15 protein-coding genes and 1 pseudogene are annotated in these 21205 nt (G+C 42.1%); 15 read left to right on the top strand and 1 reads right to left on the bottom strand.

Features of this window, described 5'->3' with window-relative positions:
* Positions 1-125: 125 nt before the first annotated feature.
* A complete protein-coding gene (locus ECA1_RS13970; RefSeq protein ID WP_005225804.1) occupies positions 126-743 on the bottom strand; it encodes an FMN-dependent NADH-azoreductase in 618 nt (205 codons plus the stop codon).
* A gap of 162 nt (positions 744-905) precedes the next feature.
* On the opposite strand from ECA1_RS13970, the gene ECA1_RS13965 reads away from it, so the two are divergent.
* From ECA1_RS13965 to ECA1_RS13895, 15 genes and pseudogenes are all read left to right on the top strand, one after another.
* Positions 906-1601 (top strand): response regulator transcription factor, encoded by a 696-nt coding sequence (locus tag ECA1_RS13965; RefSeq protein WP_060792809.1) that lies wholly within the window; start codon positions 906-908, stop codon positions 1599-1601.
* Positions 1598-2545 (top strand): sensor histidine kinase, encoded by a 948-nt coding sequence (locus ECA1_RS13960; protein WP_060792808.1) that lies wholly within the window; start codon positions 1598-1600, stop codon positions 2543-2545. Before ECA1_RS13965 ends, ECA1_RS13960 begins: the two co-directional genes overlap by 4 nt.
* Positions 2546-2634: 89 nt before the next feature.
* Complete coding sequence (locus tag ECA1_RS13955) at positions 2635-3411, top strand: ABC transporter ATP-binding protein (RefSeq protein WP_060792807.1); 777 nt, start codon at positions 2635-2637, stop codon at positions 3409-3411.
* Positions 3383-5473 (top strand): ABC transporter permease, encoded by a 2091-nt coding sequence (locus ECA1_RS13950; RefSeq protein ID WP_060792806.1) that lies wholly within the window; start codon positions 3383-3385, stop codon positions 5471-5473. The genes ECA1_RS13955 and ECA1_RS13950 overlap by 29 nt, the downstream gene beginning before the upstream one ends.
* 305 nt (positions 5474-5778) lie before the next feature.
* Entirely contained in the window at positions 5779-7185 is a 1407-nt protein-coding gene (locus ECA1_RS13945) for an Ig-like domain-containing protein (RefSeq protein WP_060792805.1), read from the top strand.
* A 182-nt stretch (positions 7186-7367) separates the two neighbouring features.
* On the top strand, positions 7368-8420 hold the full coding sequence (locus ECA1_RS13940; RefSeq protein WP_060792804.1) for an LPXTG cell wall anchor domain-containing protein: 1053 nt from the start codon (positions 7368-7370) through the stop codon (positions 8418-8420).
* Positions 8421-8718: 298 nt separating this feature from the next.
* Positions 8719-10242, top strand: coding sequence for a helix-turn-helix domain-containing protein (locus ECA1_RS13935; protein WP_060792803.1), 1524 nt, complete (start codon positions 8719-8721; stop codon positions 10240-10242).
* 240 nt (positions 10243-10482) lie between these two features.
* The gene (locus ECA1_RS13930; RefSeq protein WP_060792802.1) at positions 10483-11391 is read left to right on the top strand and encodes an ABC transporter ATP-binding protein; all 909 of its coding nucleotides are present in this window, start codon (positions 10483-10485) and stop codon (positions 11389-11391) included.
* A gap of 2 nt (positions 11392-11393) precedes the next feature.
* Positions 11394-12197, top strand: a complete 804-nt coding sequence (locus ECA1_RS13925; RefSeq protein WP_005225815.1) for an ABC transporter permease — start codon at positions 11394-11396, stop codon at positions 12195-12197.
* 107 nt (positions 12198-12304) lie between these two features.
* Positions 12305-12526 (top strand): YneF family protein, encoded by a 222-nt coding sequence (locus tag ECA1_RS13920; protein ID WP_005225816.1) that lies wholly within the window; start codon positions 12305-12307, stop codon positions 12524-12526.
* Positions 12527-12726: 200 nt separating this feature from the next.
* Complete coding sequence (locus tag ECA1_RS13915) at positions 12727-14475, top strand: ABC transporter ATP-binding protein (protein WP_060792801.1); 1749 nt, start codon at positions 12727-12729, stop codon at positions 14473-14475.
* Positions 14475-16250 carry an ABC transporter ATP-binding protein gene (locus ECA1_RS13910; protein WP_060792800.1) on the top strand — a complete coding sequence of 592 codons (1776 nt, stop codon included), beginning with the start codon at positions 14475-14477 and terminating at the stop codon, positions 16248-16250. The genes ECA1_RS13915 and ECA1_RS13910 overlap by 1 nt, the downstream gene beginning before the upstream one ends.
* Before the next feature lie 675 nt (positions 16251-16925).
* Complete coding sequence (locus ECA1_RS13905; RefSeq protein ID WP_060792799.1) at positions 16926-18278, top strand: SLC13 family permease; 1353 nt, start codon at positions 16926-16928, stop codon at positions 18276-18278.
* A gap of 62 nt (positions 18279-18340) precedes the next feature.
* Positions 18341-20470 (top strand): annotated as a pseudogene (locus ECA1_RS13900) (hydantoinase/oxoprolinase family protein).
* On the top strand, positions 20467-21201 hold the full coding sequence (locus tag ECA1_RS13895) for a hypothetical protein (RefSeq protein WP_060792798.1): 735 nt from the start codon (positions 20467-20469) through the stop codon (positions 21199-21201). The pseudogene ECA1_RS13900 and the gene ECA1_RS13895 overlap by 4 nt, the downstream one beginning before the upstream one ends.
* Positions 21202-21205 lie beyond the last annotated feature (4 nt).

Below are 21205 nucleotides of genomic sequence, written 5' to 3'. Positions count from 1 at the left end.
ACATAGACCGCTGTGTTCTAAGGGGACTCTTTGTTTTATCGATCCATAGACGAGCTACGTTTTTAGATAAAAAAACTCCTCAACAAGCAATAGCGCTTTGTTGAGGAGTTGATCGATAGCAATGATTAGAATTTTTTCGCAGCAGCTGCTACGCGTTCTAAACCTTCAGCAATGATTTCTGCTGTTTTAGAAGGATCTGCATTGTGGCCTTCAATGATTACTTCTTCTGTGATGTTCATGCCGAACATACCACCGAAAACTTTTTCCATAAAGGTTACAGCGTTTTCCATTGCGCTCATTTCGCCTGAGTAAACACCACCACGGGCATTCAATAGAACGATTTCTTTGTCTTTCAATAATTGGTTCATTGAACCATCTTCGTTATAAGAAAAAGTAAAGCCAGCTTGGAAGATATAGTCGATGAATGTGTGCAAGGCAGCAGGAATCGTTAAGTTCCACATTGGGAAAGCGAAAACGATGGTATCCGCTGCTGCGAATTTGTTCATCACGTCTTGGCGGACAGTCATCAATTCTTGTTCTTCTTGGTTTAATTCTTGTTCTTGTGAAAGTTTGCCAAATGCTTCAAATAACGTTTGACCGATATAAGGCATTGGTTGTGCGTACACATCAAAGGTTACAACGTCCACATTGTTGGTATCAAGATTTTCAACGAACGTATCAAACATTTTTGCAGATACTCCATCAGGACGGTTATTGGCTTTAACAACTAAAATATTTTTCATTTTTTTCCACCTTTACTTTAAGTAAGTTTTAATCACAAAATGTAGTATACTATAAAATAATTTTGCTTACAATAAATAAGTACACTTTTTTTAAAAAAGCTGGAATTTTGCAGTTTTTTTCACACAGATTTGGTAAACTTTAGAGAAAACAGGAGGATTTATATGAAAATATTCGTGGTCGAAGATGACAAATCGTTAGTCAAAATGATGGAAAATCAATTATCCCGCTATGCGTATCAAACCTTTGTTCCAGAAAATTTCGCTGCGGTTTTAGATGAATTCTTGATGATCCAACCTGATTTGGTTTTGTTGGATGTCAATCTACCTTATTATGATGGGTTTTATTGGTGCCAAAAAATCAGGGAACGTTCGTTGGTTCCAATTCTCTTCATCTCCGCCCGTGACGGCAATATGGATCAAGTGATGGCTCTAGAATATGGTGCTGATGATTATCTAGTCAAACCTTTTTCTTATGATTTGCTGCTGGCAAAAGTAAAAAGCCACATTCGCAGAGTCTACGGGGATTATTCACAGTCTGATCGGGCGAGAAGTTTGAAAGCCGGCGAATTGATCTACTATCCCGAAGCATTGAAGATGGTCTATCGTGAAGCCAGTGAATGGCTGACTGTTCGAGAAGGAGAATTATTGACCCTGTTAATGTCGGCACACCCAGAGATGGTCAAACGGGAACGGATCTTAAATCTATTATGGGATGATGAGCGCTTCGTCGATGACAATACGCTTTCTGTCAATGTCGGCCGTTTGCGAAAAAAATTGGCGGCAATGGGCATCAATGATCCGATCCAAACGATTCGCGGAAAGGGCTACGCTTTATCAGTGATAGGTACGGAAGAATGAAAGCATATGCAAGTGTCCATTTACCTAAACTACTCGTTACGTTCCTAGCCATTTCATTGTTCGTTTTAGTGATTTGGTTGGATGGCTATCGAAATTACCTCGTAATTGGTTATGGTCTGCTTCTATTCGGGCTGTTCATTGTTCTTGTTTATTTGGTAGATTACCTTTCCAATACTGCGTTTTATCAGTATATCAAGCATGGAAGAGCGACACACCGAAGCAATGGCTACCTTTCCAAGCAATGGCGCAAGCAGTTCGATGCCCATGAACAGCAAGAGCAAGAGCGGCTGACAGAATTAGATCAGCACCATCAAAATCATATTCGTTTCATGAATATCTGGGTTCATCAAATGAAAACACCTGTCTCAGTTTTGGCGCTAATGGCTGAAAGTGAAGAAGTCGATAGCTATGATCTTTTGGCTGAAACAGATCGCTTAAAAAGTGGCTTGGCGACTGCGCTGAATTTTGTGCGCTTGGAAGATTTCACGGAGGACTTCGTTATCGAATCAGCCTCATTGTTGGAATTGTTAAAACACAGTATCGGTGACCAGAAGCGAAATTTTATTCGCAGTGAAGTCTACCCGAAGCTGATGAGTGAAGCAGATATCACGGTGACAACAGACAAAAAATGGCTAGGTATTTTGCTCTTTCAACTCATCAGCAACGCCATCAAGTACTCAAAGCCAGACAGTAAAGTCTATTTTGAGATCGATCCTTTTTCTAGAAGCTTAACGATCGCAGATGAAGGCTGCGGGATTGCAACAGCGGATCTCCCGCGAGTTTTTCGCCCCTTTTATACAGGTCAGAATGGGCGGCAAACAGGAGAGGCAACTGGGATCGGTCTTTATTTAGTTGAAACGATCAGTACGCAATTAGATATCGATGTGTCGCTTGCCTCTAAGGAGAATCAAGGCACGACAGTTACCTTAACATTTCGGAGGTGAAGGCTTTCTTACAATTTTGTAAGCTTTCTATCATGAAATCGATAACTGATTGCGGTGCCGCCTGCTAAACTGGTAGCAAAGGAGTGAAGATGATGGCTTTACTAGAATTGAAAAATGTATCGAAAACCTATACAGGGGAAGTGTCTGTTGAGGTTTTACAACAAATCGATCTCAAAGTGCCAGAAGGAGAATTTATCAGCATTATGGGGCCATCTGGCAGTGGCAAGACCACCATGCTGAATTTGGTGGCAACATTGGATAAACCGACTTCAGGTTCGGTGATTCTCAAGGGAGAGCAGCCACTAGAATTATCTAAGCAAAAACTCGCGGAGTTTCGTCGTCGGCAACTAGGCTTTGTTTTTCAAAACTACAATTTACTTTCGCCATTGAGCGTGCTTGAGAATGTGATTTTACCATTGACATTGGATCGGGTGCCAGTTCCTGAGATGAAAGAACGTTCGGAACAGCTATTACGTGAACTTGGGATCTATGAGAAAAAAGACAAACGCATCTATCAGCTTTCCGGTGGAGAGCAGCAGCGAGTTGCGATTGCTAGAGCTTTGATCCATCAACCAGAATTGCTTTTAGCAGACGAACCGACGGGTAATCTTGATTCCAAGGCAGCACGAGATGTCATGGAAATACTAAGTCGGATGAACAAACAGCGCAAAGTCACTACCATGATGGTCACCCATGATCCGTATTCCGCCAGCTTTTCTGATCGGGTCGTTTTCATCAAAGACGGAAAGCTGTATAACGAAGTCTATCGTGGTGCTGATCAACAGCAATTTTATCAAAAAATTCTTGAAGTCCTAGCACATTTAGGAGGTCGCCGTCATGAATTTCAGACAGTTGATCATTCGTAATCTGCGGGGAAATTTTCGAACCTATGCAGCATACTTCGTCAGCAGCGCTTTTGCAGCGATGGTGTTTTATATCTTTAGTCTTTTGCTCTTTCATCCGCAATTGGAAGAAAACTTATCTAATAGCGATACACTTTCAAGCTTAGCTAAGGTCGGTCTATCCGTCGCACTCGTGGTGATCGCCTTACTGTCGCTGTTGTTTTTATGGTATACATTTGTGGTCTTTTTGAAACGACGCAAACGTGATCTGGCGATCTACTTGATTTTGGGGATCGAAGAAAAAGATCTGCGAAAGATTTTGTTTGTCGAAAATGCCCTTTTAGGAACCTGTGCCACAGTATCTGGTATTGGGTTGGGGATTTTAGTGACGAAATTGTTGCTGCTGATTGCGCAAAATGTCATGTATCTAACAGAAGGACTGAAATTTATGGTTCCTATGGAAGGTTTAGGATTGACCTTTGGGATCTATGTCTTTATTTTCCTCTTGATCTCCTTTTTCAGTACTCGGACCTTGCAAGGAGAACAGATCATCTCATTGATCAAGGAAAATGAAAAACCACGTCCTGAGCCAAAAAGTCATTGGGCATTGGCATTTTCAGGAATTGTGCTGTTACTAGTTGGCTATGGATCGGTCTTTTATTTTAGCTACCAAACGTACTCCATGCTGCCACTTATGCTAGGAGTCTTGTTGACTGTTGCAGGCACGATTTTGTCATTCCATCAGTTCAGCGTATTTCTGTTGAAACGATTAAAAAAACGCCCGACCTTCTTACGGGGGACTCGGATGCTGACTATCAGCGAATGGATCTTTCGCATGCGAGACAATGCGGCGATGTATAGTTTGATCGCTATTAGTACCTCCGTGGCATTCGTTGGGATTTCCGTGATGCTGGCGATCGGCAGTTCTTCTTTTTCTTCGATCCAAGGAATCAGTGTAGCCTATGTGTTTCCGTGGTCTGGGCCAGAAGACCTCGATCATTCTGAGGGGAAAATGAATGAAATTAAAACTGCCATAGAAGAAAAAGGGTACTCACCTGTAACGGATAGTGTTTCCTTACTATGGGCCTATGCGAATCTTGATGAATCTGCAGTTATGAATGATTCATTTTATACGACGAATGGCTTTTCAATTATGCGAGAAAGCGACTATCAGAAAATGATGAAACAAATCGGTGAGGAAGCTGATTCCGTTGCAGATAATCAAATAATGACACTTAGTGCTAATTATTCACGTCGAAAACAGCTTCTAGAAGTCCCTGAGAACGAACGCACAAGTATCTATCCACTTGAATTAGGTTCAGAAACCGGTATAAAAAAGGATGTTACGATTGTCCACAGCCCCTCAATGCTTTCTCTGGATTACTTTGGATTGTCAGTTGTGACAGATAAGACCTTTGAGGAATGGCAAGCTCTCTTACAAGAATTTAACGATGATATGGAATCTGGTTTTATTTGGTTAGACTATCCAGAATGGGCTGAAACACCTGAATTGGTATCTGATTTCAATGGGAATTTAGATAAAGAAAATGCCTTGATCGATCAGCAATACGAAGAACTCAGTCGGGAGTTTGAAGCCAAAGGTGACTATACAGATGAAGAGTGGTCAGAAGCGGCAAAAGACATTCCGATGCGTACGTCTTATACCTCGAAATACCAAGTTTTCCAAGAAAATCGTCAAGGAAATGGCATCATTTTAATGATCACGGTATTACTAGGTTCGGTTTTCTTTATTTTCTCCGCTTCGATTATCTATTTCCGTTTATTTGCAGATTTAGATAAAGATGGGGCGTACCATCGTTCCTTGCATATTTTAGGTGTGTCGCCGAAGGAGCGTCACAACGTTCTGAGACGCCAACTGCAAGTGATGTACTTCTTGCCAACAGTCGTGGCAATGATCCATTTTGCGGTGGCAATGACCGCTTTGCGTATTTTAGTAGAATTGCCTGTTTGGCAATACTATGGTGTGATCGTTAGTCTCTTTTTGATTTTCCAACTCGTTTTTTACTTTGTTTGTCAGTACCGGTACTTCCAGCAAATTGATCGAATCGCCGATCCGACAGAGTGATTTATTTTTTAGCCAAATCCCTTTAAATCAACACAGATTGGGATTTGGTTTTTTGCTTGCTGCATTGTTATTTTTCTTTCACCAATGAAGCGTTTTAATTGTGTAAATCACCGAAAAGCCGATAAAATTAGTTAACACTGATTCTATTAGGCAGTCGCGGATACGCGGCAAGAATGTGGCAACTGGAAGTCTATTTTTCTCACCGTGAAACGAAAAGACAACTGTTAATGAAAATATTCATGTCGAGTACAGTAATTGCTGTGACCGATGGGTTTAGCTAAGCGATCACTTAAGGGAGGAAACCAATGATCAAACGTTTAGGAAAAGCATTTGCTGTCTTGCTGCTGTTGATTCCTGTTTTTGCTGGTATGCGGGTTGTTTATGGCGAAACCGATGTGGGTGCCAAGCTGATCACCAATGTATCGATCGTTAATAGCCACAACGAGGTCATCACAAGTATTGAAAAGGATGATTCCTTTAAAATAGATATGACCTGGAGTTTGGAGGACTTAGGTGATTTAAAAGCAGGTGACAAAGCGACCGTCACCTTGCCAGCTGAGATTGAAGGCGTCAATAATACGTATGCTTTATACGATGAAAATAACAACTTAGTGGTCAATGTTACCCAAGTTGGCAATCAGCTGACCTTTGTTTTCACGGAATTTGTCGAACAAAATACCAATGTACATGGGGACTTTTATTTTTGGACAAAGTTCAGTGATGACGTGATAGAAAACCAGATCAACAACATCAACTTTGAAACGGCAAATGGGACGCAATCGGTGCCTATTTTTATTCAAGCAGTGGATGATTCAGGGGAGGGTGCCTTACTCACCAAACAAGGACTGTATTTAGGTACGCAACAACCTAAACGGATCATTGATTGGCGAGTGTATATCAACTCGTTTGACACGGACCAAGTGACGATCAAAGATGGAACGTTTATTGACTTTTTAGGTCCTCATCAGACACTAGTCAGTACGAGTGCTCGAGTGGTCTATGGACCCAGCGTTTCCAACCCAACGTATGTCGAGCAAGTACCGATCGTTTTAAATAGTGACGGCTCCTTTGAAATTCCTTTGCGGGATACAGAGGAACGGATCTACATTACCTACAAAACAGAAACGGATGGTTCATTGGAACAATATACCAATCGGGGCATCCTTGATGCTTTGGTCAATGATGTGCCAAGAACAAGCAGTATTACTGGCTATACGCCACGCTATGGTGGCGGTGGTGGCGGAACCGGTGAACCAGGGGAGTCCAGCAGCACGGAACCAAGTAGCGAAAGCAGTACGAGTAGTAGTACGGAACCAAGTAGCGAAAGCAGCACTAGTAGCAGCACGGAACCAAGTAGTGAAAGCAGCACAAGTAGCAGCACGGAACCAAGTAGTGAGAGCAGCACTAGTAGCAGCACGGAACCAAGTACTGAAAGTAGCACCAGCAGTAGTACGGAACCAAGTAGCGAAAGCAGTATGATTAGTAGTTCAGAATCAAATAACGGGAGTAGTTCTAGTAATAATGGAGCGATGACACATCAAAGTTCAACCCCTGGGAACATGCAGGTATCCCAATCAAATAATTTGCATAATCAATCAGAAAAACAGCAGTTCCCTCAAACGAATGAATCGTCTAATCATTTATGGATTGCAATAGGAATGGTTTTAGCAGGATGCGCATTGAAGTTAAGTTGGAGTAAATTTATCAGGTAGATAGAAACTGAAATTTTGGAGGCAGTTTTTTTACTTGGAAGAATAATTAATAAAGACTTATTTAAAGGGAAGATGCCATTTTATAGCCACTTTCCTTTTTTTTTCGGCGCATGTTTTCTCTGAGAATTTATTATAATTTCCTTATCAAGTTATCTTGAAATATTCATTTAGGAAGTGAGGAAATGAGAAAACTGGTTGGAATCGTGTTGATTTTGCTGTTAGCGGGATTATTGCTGCTGGTGTTTGGTTTCGATCATTCTTCAGCAAAAGAACGAGCCGGAGGGAATTTATCGTTTTCTGTTCAAACGAATCGAGTGATCTATGATGAAGCCTTGAAAGTCATTACGATCCCGGTACGGCCGAACAAAACGCTGACTTCACAAAACGTTTGTATCCGTTTAACTTATGGTTGGGATGGCAATGGACACAGTGAAAAGGTGATTGGTGAAACGTATCTAACAAATGTCGATTGGTTTTCAGGTGTTGAAAACTACTTAAGGATCTATACTGAGATGGCCATCGATGAGATCAAAAGTGTGGATAAAGTAGATTTAGTTGTGATTTATGACGGTGAAACAACGATTACTGAAAACTTGAAGCCTAGTCAATGGCAGGTAATAACACCCCCGAGCTCTAGTGAGACCACGAACTCTGAGATAAGCGCAAGCTCTAAGGTGTCTGAAGAAACAGGCTCTTCCTTTAGTAGTATCGAACCGAAATTTAGCGACTCTCAATCGACGGATCCAAGGACGTCTACTACGGAAAACACAAGTCAGGATTCTCAAAGTATCGAAAGTAGTCACTATGCAAGTGAGTCAGAAAACTTCAACACCCAACCAGTTAGTGAGAGTGAATCGAGTCAGACAATTAGGAGTCAAGAAACCACCGCAACAACAGGAACAATGACCGTTAGTGAAGCGGCATCTGAGGATCTTTCAGATTCAGAAACGAAACCAAACAAATTAGCGCCGAACCAAAGTCAGTCAAGCAAGCGAAGTGTTTCCTCCAATGATCCCGTAGGCAAACAACTCGCTAAAGCATCGTCTTCAGTGAAAATGGAACAGGAACAACTTACGGAGACAAGCAGTGCTAAGGAGGTCAATGGAGCCTTACTACCGAAAACCGGCAGCAAAAATACGAGTATTCGCTATTTACTCTTTGGTCTAGGCGTGGTTATCCTTACTGTCTTCCTTTACTGGTTGAATCGAAAGTTATTTTCTGATGAGAGACAGTAAAGAAAAAAGCCGAGGATAATGAGAGAATTGATAACCCGCGATTGGAATTTTCTTCCCCAGAAAGCACAATCACGTTTTGTTTTACCGTTTTTAACAAAAAGTCTGACGATCGTTTTGAGGCGTCAGACTTTTTTTTATGAAAATATACAGATAACGAAAGGAAAATTTGTTAAAAGTGATTTGACAGAAAAGAGCGCACGGTGGTACCATCACCAAACACTGACAGCTTACAATTTTGTAAGATGACAAATTTAGCATAAAAACAGGGTTTGCTGATTATACAAGCGAGGGAAATTTCATGTTACAGGCACTTTTGGATGCGACAGAAAAACAAATTTATGCGTTTCTAAGTTATTGTTACGAAACGAACAAGGAAGACTATACAATTAAAGAGCTCTCAGGTGTTTTCGATAGGAAAACCACCAAAATGCAGTCGATCGTTCAGCAAGTAGAGGTGTTTCGCGCACGCTATCCTCAGTTTACTTTGACCTATGATCGGCTGGAAAAAGAAGTGTCGATTGCTTTTTCTCCACGATTTCTATTGAGCCAAGCCTATAGTGTATTGTTGCAGGGAACCGTTGGGTTTATCTTGCTGGATGCACTCTTTCAGGGGGATTATCATTCCCTTGAACAACTCAGCCACAAAACCTTTAGCAGTCCCCGCACGATTCAACGAAAATTGCAGGAGTTAAATCATGTTTTGGCGAACTATCATTTGTCCTATAGTTTAAAAAAAGGTGATCCTTTGGCAGGTGATGAATATGCGATCCGCTATTTTTATCATCTTACCTATTGGCAAATTTTTGATGAGAAGGACTCACAAGTCTTGGCATCGATCAAGGAGAAAGAGCAGGCTGAAGCGTTGTTTGAAACCCATGCTTCTTATATGAGAAAAATCGATATCGATAAATTTCTTCATCTATTCGCTATCTCCGTGCAAAGAATCCATCAAAAGCATCCGCTTTCGTTTTTACCAAACGAAGTACTTACCTTTGAGCACCCATTAATTGAAAAAAAACAGTTTGATCAGGTCTTTTTGAACCCATTGTTTCACAGGAATCATCTGCCGTTTTCTGAAATTTCGGAGGTTGAACGCAGCTTCTTGTATTATATGTTTGGGGTAATGAACACCTATCTTGAGGAGGATCTCGATGCTGCTAACATCTCGTGGTTGACTCAGCCAAAGTACCAGCAAGAAGCGCAGCTCGTTGAAAAACTAGCCGTGTATTTTCGGTTGACGTTTACAGAAGCCGAAAAAAACTATTTACTGGTTAATCTGGTCATGATCCATTCCGCCTCTGGCTGTTTTGGTACGCGACAAAAAAGCGATAGTTTTGGCAAAACAACCGACGAGCAAGAGCTGCAAGCCGCTTTTCCAGTGCTTTATCCAACCATGAAACGGTTTTTTTTGGAAGCGACTGTTTCTTTACCAGAGTTGCGTAGATTACTGCAAATGAATGATCGCTTGATTTTCCAATATTGTATGTTACTGAGAGTTATTTTTATCAAATACGAACAGCCGGTCACGTTCTCGATCCATTCGAAATACGGAAAAACGCAAGAGCTTTGGATCAAGAACCGCTTGATGAATGCCACGCATCGAGCGATGGCCCATTATTCGCTGTCTCAAAAACCAGATTTGGTGATCAGTGGTTATCCGATCCATCAGGAATTTTCCGAGGAAGAACAGCCTTACCTCTTTTATTGGAATGGTCACCCAAGCGCAAAGGAGTGGAAACAGCTCAAGCAAGTGATCAAACAGATCAGAAGTGCCAAGAACAAGGCGGCGTTCGCCCAGCTGGCATTCACCCAAACGGAGTGAGCCCGCTATAAGATCGAGCCAATAGAACTTATAATTTTGCCAAGCTTTTGACCAGCAGCAATTGGGCAAACGTGAAAAGCAACAGTGATAAACGAAGTTGTCAAGAAGCAAAAACAGGAGCATCGATGTTCCTTTTTCACTTCTTGACTTTTTTTTACAGAGATGGCATGGTATACATATTATCATAACGTTTTTTATCTAAAATCGTTGCAGAAATGGTGTTAGGAAGAAGGGGTAACTTTGACAGAAGTATTAGCACTGCAAAATGTTTCCAAATTGATTGGAACCAAACGAATCATTGATGATGTTTCCTTTGTGGTGGACCAAGGACAAGTCGTTGGTTTATTAGGACCCAATGGGGCTGGGAAGACGACGATCATCCGAATGATCGTTGGCTTGATGAAGCACAACACAGGATCGATTGCCATCATGGGAAATTTATTGGATTCTTCTTTTAAAACAGCGATTGCCTCAGTCGGAGCGATCGTTGAGAATCCTGAGTTTTATAATTATATGACCGGTTATGAGAATTTGATGCAGTATCAGCGAATGGCGAAGAAAAAAGGCACAGCCTCTGAGCTAGAAGCCCTGATCCGTCAGGTGCATTTACAAGGACATATCTATCAAAAAGTCAAAACTTATTCACTAGGGATGCGTCAGCGTTTAGGTGTTGCCCAGGCGCTGGTCCATCAACCAGATCTATTAGTTTTAGATGAGCCGATGAATGGGCTGGATCCTAAAGGAATGCGGGAGTTCCGAGAAATGATTCTTTCTTTGAGAGCAAAAGGAGTTTCTGTCTTAGTTTCCAGTCATCAATTAAGCGATATCGAACAAATTGCCGATCATTTGATCGTGGTGCAAAAAGGAAAAGTCACTCATCAAGTAGCAATGGCAGAGTTGAAAGCAGAGAAAAATGTGTTGATCATCAAAACCGATGATAACTTGCAAACAGAAGCACTGTTAAAAGCTTCCTTTGACGTCGAGCTCTTGCACGTAGAAAACGAAATGCACGTCACGTTGCAAACAGATCAGCGTTCTGAAATCGCTGCAGCGATCGTGACGGCGGGTATCGGCTTAAAAGAACTACGGACAAAGCAATCTTCTTTAGAAGATACATTCTTGGCTTGGACCGAAGAAGGAGGTTTGTAAGCATGCTGACATTGATTAAAAATGAATGGATCAAATTAACCAAAAAGCGTTCTACTTGGATCATGCTGCTTTTATTGGTTTTAATGACGTTTGGCTTGACCTATGTTGTACGCTTAGGTAGTCCAGAAATTGGTGCCAATGATTTATTTGCTTCTTTAAGCGATATGACGTCGTTCTTAAACTTATTTGTAGTGATTGTGGCGGCTTCTTCAGTGGCAGAAGAGTTTAGTCGAGGAACGATCAAGTTCTTATTGATTCGGCCTTTTTCCAGAAGCCAAATCTTAGCAGCAAAAGCCATCAACACGTTTTTATTTGCGCTTTTAGGGACCGCTGTTTTACTAATCAGTAGTTTAGCAGCCGCCAATTTATTTTTAGCAGCTGAATCTCCTTTTGCTGCTACTGGTTACAACGGGCTAGCGGCGATTCTCGTTGCCCTTGTTTTTGCGGGAACCAACTTGCTATTGATCGTCTTTTATATTGCATTGACCATCTTTATCTCCGCCGTCATTCGCTCTCAAAGCCTGGCGGTAGGCTTAGGCTTGGGTATGTTGTTTGGAAGCAGCATCATCAACTCGATCATGCTTTTTGCGCAAGAAAAATACCCATGGCTGAAGTGGAATCCATTTAATTTTATGAATATCAAAGAGCAGATACCGAGTGTATTAAATAGTCCTGACATGCAGATGACTGCTTTTGATCCGGGATTGGGCTATTGGGAAATGGCGATCGGGATCCTTGTTTACAGTGTTTTAATCTACCTTTTAACAAATTGGTTATTCAACAAAAGAGATGTTGCATTAAGTTGAGGAAACGAGTGAAAGTTTTTGGATAAATCCAGCTTTCACTCTTTCTTTTTGTGTTTTTTTCTAGTAAAATGATTCATTGAGAGTACAAGAGAAAGGAGAGTTTTCAAATGACTATTAATATAGGAATCGTAATCGTGATCGCTGTTGTTGCAGCATTACTAGGCGCTGTCGGCGGCTTCTTTTTGGCGCGTAAATATATGCAAGATTATCTAAAGAAAAATCCTCCCGTTAATGAGGATATGCTTCGCTCGATGATGATGTCAATGGGTCAAAAACCTTCTGAGAAAAAAATTCGTCAGATGATGCAGCAAATGAAAAACCAAAAGTAGGTTTTTTTCTAAGAAGCGGGCTGATTTTATCAGCTCGCTTTTTATTGCGGCAAAACGCAGCAACGAATCAAAAATGTCCCCAGGGTACTTTTTCTATTTATGTTCTGTAAATAGCGGGGAAGCAATCGAATCTGAATCCAATGAATATTCGGAAAAATCGCAAAATTTAGGCAACAGGTCATAAAGAAATGGAGAGTGTTATGTCAATATTTAGGAAGTTAGGTTGGTTTTTTAAACAAGAAAAGAAACATTATTTGTTAGGCGTAGGCTCTTTAGTCTTGGTCGCCTTGGTACAGTTGGCACCTCCCAAAGTTATCGGGATCATCATCGATGAGATTGCGGAAAAAGAGATCTCGATGCAGACGATCTTTTTTTGGGTCATGATCTTGATTGCTTCAGCCATCGCTCAATACGTGTTTCGTTTTGTCTGGCGAACGCATATCTGGGGCAGTGCCGCTCGGCTAGAAAAAACGTTACGCAGACAGCTATTTGCACATTTTACAAGGATGGATCAGTTGTTTTATCAAAAGCATCGGACAGGTGATTTGATGGCCCATGCCACCAATGACTTGAATGCCATCCAAAATGTGGCAGGGGCAGGGATCTTGACCTTTGCCGATTCCTTCATCTCGGGAGGGGCAACCATCATTGCGATGGTTCTCTTTATCGACTGGCGGTTAACGATCATTGCTCTATTGCCGCTGCCTTTTTTAGCAGTCATGGCAAGGGTTCTTGGCAGCAAATTGCATGATGCGTTTCGTGACTCGCAAGAAGCATTTTCTTCCATCAACGACAAAGCCCAAGAAAGTATTACTGGGATGAAAGTCATCAAAACCTTTGGACAGGAAAAAGAGGACATCGCTGATTTTCAAACCAAAATCGACCATGCCATCATCAAAAACCGCAAAGTCAATTTTCTGGATGCCTTGTTTGATCCGTTTATTACGATCATCATCGGAATCTCCTATGTGCTAACGATCATCGTCGGCGGCAATTATGTTATGGACGGTACCATCTCGATCGGTCAATTGGTATCCTTCATCAGTTATATCGGTATGTTAGTTTGGCCGATGTTTGCCATCGGACGTCTGTTTAATGTGCTGGAACGAGGCAATGCTAGTTATGATCGGGTTGCCGAATTGTTGGCGGCCAAGACCCATATCATTGAAGCCAAAGATGCGGTCGATGCCCCAGCCCAAGGAACGGTTGACGTTCAAATCAATGATTTTCACTATCAAGGAGATGATTTTGCCCTGCAAGACATCCACTTTACTTTGCCTGCCGGGCAAACACTTGGTGTCGTCGGGAAAACCGGTGCTGGAAAAACCTCTTTGATGAAGCTTTTGTTGCGAGAGTATGATTCATTTGATGGAGCGATCACCTTCGGGGGCATCGATAGCAAGCAATACTCCTTGAATGCTCTTTTGGGGTCGATCGGTTATGTTCCGCAAGATCATTTCTTATTTTCCATGACGATTCGAGACAATATCCGCTTTGCGCAACCACGGGCTTCTCAAGCAGAAGTGGAAGCAGCTGCTGGATTGGCAGTGATCCACGAGGATATCAGTCAGTTTCCTGAAGGGTACGAAACGATGGTGGGGGAACGTGGTGTTTCTCTTTCTGGCGGACAAAAACAGCGGTTATCCATTGCCCGTGCTTTGATCACTGATCCAGAATTATTGATTTTAGATGACGCCCTTTCAGCAGTAGATGCCAAAACGGAAGAAGCTATTTTACAACAGTTGCGGACGTTCCGTCAGAATAAAACAACGATCATTGCTGCCCACCGCCTAAGCAGTGTCAAGCACGCAGAAGAAATTCTCGTGATCGACAATGGGAAAATCAGTGAACGCGGGACCCATGAACAATTATTGGCTGCAAATGGCTGGTATAAAAAAATGTGGGACAAACAGCAACTAGAAGCCAAAATCGAAGGGAGTGAAGCCTAATGCAAGAATCAGAATGGAGTAAATCGATTCCCTTTAAAGAGCAAAAAAACATCATCAAACGAATGTTTCTTTTTGCCAAGCCATTTCGGAAAACCTTCTATGCAGCGATCTTTTTTGCTTTTGTGCTATCGATCGTCAATATCCTGTTACCTTTGATCATTCAAACCTTTATGGATAATTATTTGACCAATCAAACGGCGACCCAGCAAGTCATTTATTTCTTTGCTGCATTGTATTTCTTTGGGGTGTTGGTAAAAGCTGTGATTTGGTTTTTCCAATGGTTCCTTTATTCGATGGGTTCTTTAAAAACCTATCAGTATATTCGAGCAAAATTATTTGAAAAATTGCATAGTCTTGGGATGCGCTATTTCGATCAGACGCCAGCGGGTTCGATCGTTTCACGGGTCAGCAACGACACAGAAACGTTGTATGAATTTTGGTATGTCTTCTTGATGGTATTGACAGGAATTTTTGCGGTGGTTTCTTCTTTTGCCGCCATGTTCCGCATCAACGTCAAAATTGCCTTACTGAACTTGATTTTTCTGCCGATCCTAATGGTAGTCATCTGGTATTATCAAAAATTCAGCTCTCGTATCTATCGTCAAATGCGGGAAAAACTGAGTCAGCTGAATACGAAATTGAATGAATCGATTTCTGGTATGCAAATCATTCAGCAATTCCGTCAAGAGGCGCGGCTGAATGAAGAATTCGAAGCGACTAATGATGATTATTTGAAAACCAGATACGCTATGATCCGCACGAATGCGCTGCTATTATCACCAATCATTAGTTTGTTGTATGCCTTAGCGATCGCCTTGTCGTTGACGGTCTTTGGGTTTGATGCCTTAGAATCGCCCATTGAAGTCGGGTTGATTTTCGCCTTTACGACCTATATTCAAGGATTCTTTAATCCCATGACACAGATGATGGATTTTCTCAGCGTCTTTACTGATGGGATGGTCGCCGGCAGCCGTATTCTAAAGATTATGGATAACGAAGAATACACGCCGCAGCAAAACCCCGATGCTAGTCAAACCATCACCAAAGGAAAAATCGAATTTCGCGATGTCAGTTTTTCCTATGATGGTAAAAATAACGTATTGAATCATATTTCTTTCATCGCCTATCCAGGTGAGACCGTGGCTTTAGTCGGTCACACAGGAAGTGGCAAGAGCTCGATCATCAATGTGTTGATGCGTTTTTACGAATTCGGGGAAGGGCAAATTTTGATCGATGATCAAGATATCCGCGACTTCACGATGGAAGAGCTTAGGAAAAAAGTCGGACTCGTATTGCAAGACGCCTTCATGTTTTATGGGGACATCGCTGACAATATCCGCTTATTGAATCAGGACATTCGTGAGGAACAGATCGAAGCAGCAGCAAAATTTGTTCAAGCAGATGCCTTTATTCAAAAATTACCTGGTAAATACCACGCCAAAGTGATTGAACGGGGCGCCAGCTATTCAAGTGGGCAGCGACAATTGATTTCCTTTGCCCGCACCATGGTGACCGATCCGAAAGTGCTGGTCTTGGATGAGGCGACTGCCAATATTGATACTGAAACAGAAGGACTGATCCAAGAAGGGTTGGCAAATATGCGTCAAGGGCGAACCACGATCGCGATCGCCCATCGATTGTCTACCATCCGCGATGCCGAGTTGATTTTGGTGCTTGATAAAGGCTCGATCGTCGAACAAGGCACCCATGATGAACTTTTGGCTCAAAAAGGGTTGTATGCCGATATGTACCGTTTGCAGGCAAGTGAAGTTTAAACGACCAATAGACCTTAAAATACCACCTAGGTATTTTAAGGTCTATTTTGTATAAATTGAACAAATGGAGGAAAAAATTTCTATTTGTGATTGATAGCGTTTTCATCATTTGCTATCATGTAGACATTCAAGCAACTAGTTCCTAGACATACAAACGGATTAAACGGTCGCGAGACCTTTCGGTTATGATTAGGAATCACGTGCAGTCAAGCGAGTGGCAGAGGAGCTCTATGTGAAATGTTGCGCAAATAGGAGGATCAAATTATAGATTAGATATAGGAGGGAAGCTGCTCTAAGCAAAAGGCAAGTATCCTGAGCCTATTTTTTACGAAGAACCCAACCAACGAGAGAGGATTGTGGAGGGTGATTGGAATAATGGCTGTCCCATCGAGAAGGGGGCGAAAAGGAATGTATTGAGAGCTCAAAGATAGTCGAGTGGATAAACACGAGAAATCATTCGTTGTTTTATTTTTTTAAATTCTTTGTTAACCGGTTAACTAAAACGGTTAACAAAAAAAGAGGAGGAAAACAAACGTGGGGAATGGTCACAAGTTTAGCCGTTTTTTTCATGACAAAGGTCGCATTCAGCGAGAATAGGGAAAGTAGCAAACGTAGAAACTTGCAACACGATCTATGAACAAAAAATAGTTCAAATGGAAAGATGAGGGAAAATTTATGGTAGAAATTATAATTGGTATTTTAATGATCGTTTCTTTCTTAGGAATGGTTTGGTACTGCGTCAAAGGGTTCAACCTGATGGTAGGTTTCTTCGTTATGGCAACACTTTGGACCGTTTTAGCTTTTATTGGCAATGCGTTGAGTCCGGATTTAACAGCTTTGAATTTTGTCGATACGATCACGAACATTTATCAAACAGGACCCGCCGGTTTTGCTAGTTCGATTCTGGTCAATATTTTCTTCGGTTCCTTCTTTGGTCGGATTTTGATGGATACAGGGATCGCAGCAACGCTGATTCGGAAGGTTGTTGAGCTTGGTGGAGATAAACCACGGATCACCATGACCCTTTTATGTACTGTTACTGCCTTATGTTTCACTTCCATGACGGGCATTGGTCCTGTAATCTCTATCGCAGTGATCGTTATGCCGATTTTGCAAGCGTTGGGTATTCCAACAGCGATCGCTTTATTCGCTTTTATGGGTTCTATCATGGCGGGAATTTTTGCCAATGTAACAAATTTTGTGCAATACCAAGGTATTTTAGCAGCATTACAACCTGAAGGAAGTCAATCCATGATGGAATATGGGTTTTCCGACTATTTCACATTCGGTATGATCGCACTAGTCGTTTCCTTACTTGTGACATTGGTTTTTGCCAATATTGCTTTAAGTCGTGCGAAATCATCAAAAGTCAAAGCGTGGGCTTCCACACCTGGTGCAACTTCAGGCGATGCTCCTTGGTATTCTTGGGTGGCTGTGATCGCACCAGTCTTACTCGTTGTGTTTGCTGAGTTTCCTATTATTCCTGCATTTATTCTGGCAGCTTTGTACGCCTTACTGACTTGCGGAAAATTAAAAGGTGGTTTCGTAAATATTTGCCGCATGTTAGCTAAACAATTTGCAGATGGTGCTGTCGATGTTGCGCCCCTGGTAGGTTTCTTATTAGTACTGGCTATGTTTAATTCAGCTGCAAGTCTCGCGGTTCCTTTCTTTGAACCAATCGTTGGCGGTCTAGTTCCTCATAGTACCGTGGCTCTTGCGATCTTATTTGCCATCTTAGCACCCCTTGGTTTCTTCCGTGGTCCTTTGAACTTAGTGGGATCAGGAGGCGCAGTAGCGGCAGTGATCTTAGCTGCCACAAATTGGGATCTGGCATTCATTTTTCCACTTTTCGCTGTGGTCACGATCGCTCCTCAGCATTTGGATATTACTCAGTCATGGGTAGCATGGGGGCTAGGACATTATAAAGTTGGTTCTAAAGATTTCATGAAGTTTTCGATACCAGCTGGGTGGCTTTCTAGTGCGATCCTGTGTATCATTGCGCTCATTTTGTTCGGATTGAATAACTAGTCGATGAAAAAACGTAGCTAATCAATAAATCATGCAACTATGGATGTAGGAGGAAAGTGGAAATGAGTGAATTAAGAAAAGTTAGAATGGGGATCGATGTAGGCGGTACCCATACAAAAGCTGTCGCTATCGATAATCTGACTCACGAGATCATAGGAAAATCCAGCGTGAAGACCACCCATGATCATGAACGAGGGGTAGCTGCTGGCGTTGTTGAGAGTTTTCAAAATTGTATGAAAGAAAATGATATTGACCCAAAAAGTGTGATTTTTGTTGCTCATTCAACCACCCAAGCCACGAACGCGTTGATTGAAGGGGATGTGGCTGACATTGGTGTTTTCGGTATGGCTCGTGGTGGTTTCGAAGGGTTTCTGGCAAAGCGTCAATTAAAAATTGCCGATATCGTGTTAGGGAATCAGCGATCCATTAAGATCATCAATGCCTTCTCAAAACTCAAAGGAATGAATAAAGTGAGTGTGGAAGAGATGATCGATGATTTAGTGAGGCAAGGATCAGAAGTGATCGTCGCTAGTATGGCTTTTGGAGTAGATAATAATGATGCTGAGAATCTAGTGATGGAAGTTTGTACAGAAAAAGGAATTCCCTGTACCGTTGCTTCGGATATCACGAAACTTTACTGATTGACCAGAAGAACACGAACGGCCACTATCAATGCAAGCATTTTACCTAAAATGTTATCTGTCGCAAATTCAACGGAAGTCTCTGTGAAGGAGTCGGGAGTAGATGTACCCTTAATGATCATGCGCGGCGATGGTGGGGTTATGGAAATTGCTGAGATGAAAAAGCGACCAGTTCTGACTATGCTCTCGGGTCCAGCAGCTTCAGTAATGGGTTCACTGATGTATTTACGAGCATCAAATGGTGTGTATTTTGAAGTAGGCGGCACAACCACCAATATCGGTGTCATAAAAAACGGACGGCCAGCGATCGACTATTCTGTCGTTGGCGGACATGAAACATACATTTCCAGTTTGGATGTTCGGATCACGGGTTGTGCAGGGGGTTCCATGATTCGAGCAACTGCTAATGGAGTGGTAGATGTAGGACCTCGATCTGCTCATATTGCCGGTCTGGACTACGCAGTCTACTCTGATCCAACCAATTGGACAGGAGGAGAGGTGGAATTCTTTAGTCCGAAAGAAGGAGATCCTGCGGATTATGTTGCGATCAAATTTGATAATGGTGAGCGGGTAACTATCACCAATTCGTGTGCAGCGAATGTGTTGGGCTTGATCAAACCGGAACATTTTTCTTATGGGAATATCGAAGCGGCTCGAAAAGCGATGGGCGTATTAGCGGATTATTGTGGCACGACGATCGAAGATATCGCGACACAAATCATGGAGCGTTCTTATGCAAAATTAGAGCCAGTCATTTTGGCTTTAGCAGAAAAATACAAATTAGAAAAAAGCCAAATTTCATTAGTAGGAGTGGGTGGCGGCGCTTCGTCATTAATTATCTACTTGTCAGAAAAAATGGGCGTAAAATATTCGATTCCGGAGAATGCTGAGGTGATTTCCTCAATTGGCGTCGCCCTAGCGATGGTGCGAGATGTTGTTGAACGGATCATTCCTTCCCCTTCGAAAGAAGACTTGCGATCAATCAAAACAGAGGCTATCAATAAAGCCATTGAGAGTGGGGCTACCCCAGAAAGTGTGGAAGTCTTTATCGAAATCGATCCTCAAACATCTAAAGTCACAGCCATTGCGACTGGTTCCACCGAAGTCAAGACGACGGATCTTTTAGCAGAGGCGACCGTCGAGGAAGCCCAAGAATTAGCAGCAAGCGATTTGGGGCTACCTACCAACGAAATTGATCTTTTAGAGAAAAGCTCGCATTTTTATGTGTTTGGAACCCGTGTTTCTTCAGGAGACAATCCGGCAATTCGAATTCTTGATAAAAAAGGCTTTATTAAAGTACAACGAGCTTCAGGGAAGGTCATCAAAACAACCGCGGAGAATTATGTGCAAGCAGTCGAGCAACTGTGGGATGACTTGGCGATCTATCAGACAGAAGTGATTTTGCGTCCAGATTTCTATATTTGTGCCGGACCACGGGTGATGGATTTTTCAGTAAACGATTTGGAGGCATTGATGTTGTTGATCGATATCGAAATGTCGACTTTAGATCCAAATGAAGAAGTGATGGTTCTGGCGGCAAATTCCCTATGATCAAGCAGAGGTTTTTCTTAAAACAGCAACATACGGTTGATCTGGTATTGTTAGAAACGTGGTATGAACAGCTCATGCCCATCAACGAATTCAGTTGGGGAGTATTTGAGTTTACCCGCGAGATGCTGCGTAATAAAGTGAGTGAAGAGGAAAAAAACGAAATCATTGAAGAAGCCATTTTATGTGGTAGAACATGGGCGCAAAAAATGCTCGACCAGTTTGATTTAAAAAAACAGGAAAAGGCAGATCGTGCCTGGTACTTGGCGAATAAGCTTGGTTTAACGATTACGGAAAGATCTGGAAAACCGACGAAGTTTCGTATGGTCTTTGCGCAGTTTATCATGGAGCGCTCCATTGAATTGATCACTGAACCCATTGCTGCTTACACCGAGCTGACTCGATCTTCGCAAATATTGCCTAAACCAGAAGTTATCCGAGGAGTCTTGATCGCTCATGAAATTTTTCACTATTTAGAAGAGCAACATGGGCCAACGATGTACCATATCACCAAAACGATTCCACTGTGGCGCTTTTTTTCCTACGAGCATCGTTCAACGGTTGGTTGTGCTTCGGAAATTGCGGCGATGGCCTTTGCAAAAGAACTGTGTGAGACAGACTTTGTGCCTCAAATGTTAGATATTTTGCTTTCTTATCCGTTGGAAGTCGACTTTTCAAAAAGTATATATGAAGTCGTGCAGCAAGAAATGCGCCACATTGAAGCAATGGGCTAGTTCT

Origin of the sequence: Enterococcus casseliflavus NBRC 100478, from assembly GCF_001544095.1 — a bacterium.
Lineage (GTDB): Bacteria > Bacillota > Bacilli > Lactobacillales > Enterococcaceae > Enterococcus_D > Enterococcus_D casseliflavus.
The sequence above is the reverse complement of the archived record's forward strand: the minus strand, read 5'-3'. Positions and strand labels throughout refer to the sequence as shown.

Coding starts and splice junctions, on each gene's coding strand:
- ECA1_RS13970 (WP_005225804.1), bottom strand. CDS start 743: ATGAAAAATATTTTAGTTGTTAAAGCCAATAACCGTCCTGATGGAGTA.
- ECA1_RS13965 (WP_060792809.1), top strand. CDS start 906: ATGAAAATATTCGTGGTCGAAGATGACAAATCGTTAGTCAAAATGATG.
- ECA1_RS13960 (WP_060792808.1), top strand. CDS start 1,598: ATGAAAGCATATGCAAGTGTCCATTTACCTAAACTACTCGTTACGTTC.
- ECA1_RS13955 (WP_060792807.1), top strand. CDS start 2,635: ATGATGGCTTTACTAGAATTGAAAAATGTATCGAAAACCTATACAGGG.
- ECA1_RS13950 (WP_060792806.1), top strand. CDS start 3,383: ATGAATTTCAGACAGTTGATCATTCGTAATCTGCGGGGAAATTTTCGA.
- ECA1_RS13945 (WP_060792805.1), top strand. CDS start 5,779: ATGATCAAACGTTTAGGAAAAGCATTTGCTGTCTTGCTGCTGTTGATT.
- ECA1_RS13940 (WP_060792804.1), top strand. CDS start 7,368: ATGAGAAAACTGGTTGGAATCGTGTTGATTTTGCTGTTAGCGGGATTA.
- ECA1_RS13935 (WP_060792803.1), top strand. CDS start 8,719: ATGTTACAGGCACTTTTGGATGCGACAGAAAAACAAATTTATGCGTTT.
- ECA1_RS13925 (WP_005225815.1), top strand. CDS start 11,394: ATGCTGACATTGATTAAAAATGAATGGATCAAATTAACCAAAAAGCGT.
- ECA1_RS13920 (WP_005225816.1), top strand. CDS start 12,305: ATGACTATTAATATAGGAATCGTAATCGTGATCGCTGTTGTTGCAGCA.
- ECA1_RS13915 (WP_060792801.1), top strand. CDS start 12,727: ATGTCAATATTTAGGAAGTTAGGTTGGTTTTTTAAACAAGAAAAGAAA.
- ECA1_RS13910 (WP_060792800.1), top strand. CDS start 14,475: ATGCAAGAATCAGAATGGAGTAAATCGATTCCCTTTAAAGAGCAAAAA.
- ECA1_RS13905 (WP_060792799.1), top strand. CDS start 16,926: ATGGTAGAAATTATAATTGGTATTTTAATGATCGTTTCTTTCTTAGGA.
- ECA1_RS13895 (WP_060792798.1), top strand. CDS start 20,467: ATGATCAAGCAGAGGTTTTTCTTAAAACAGCAACATACGGTTGATCTG.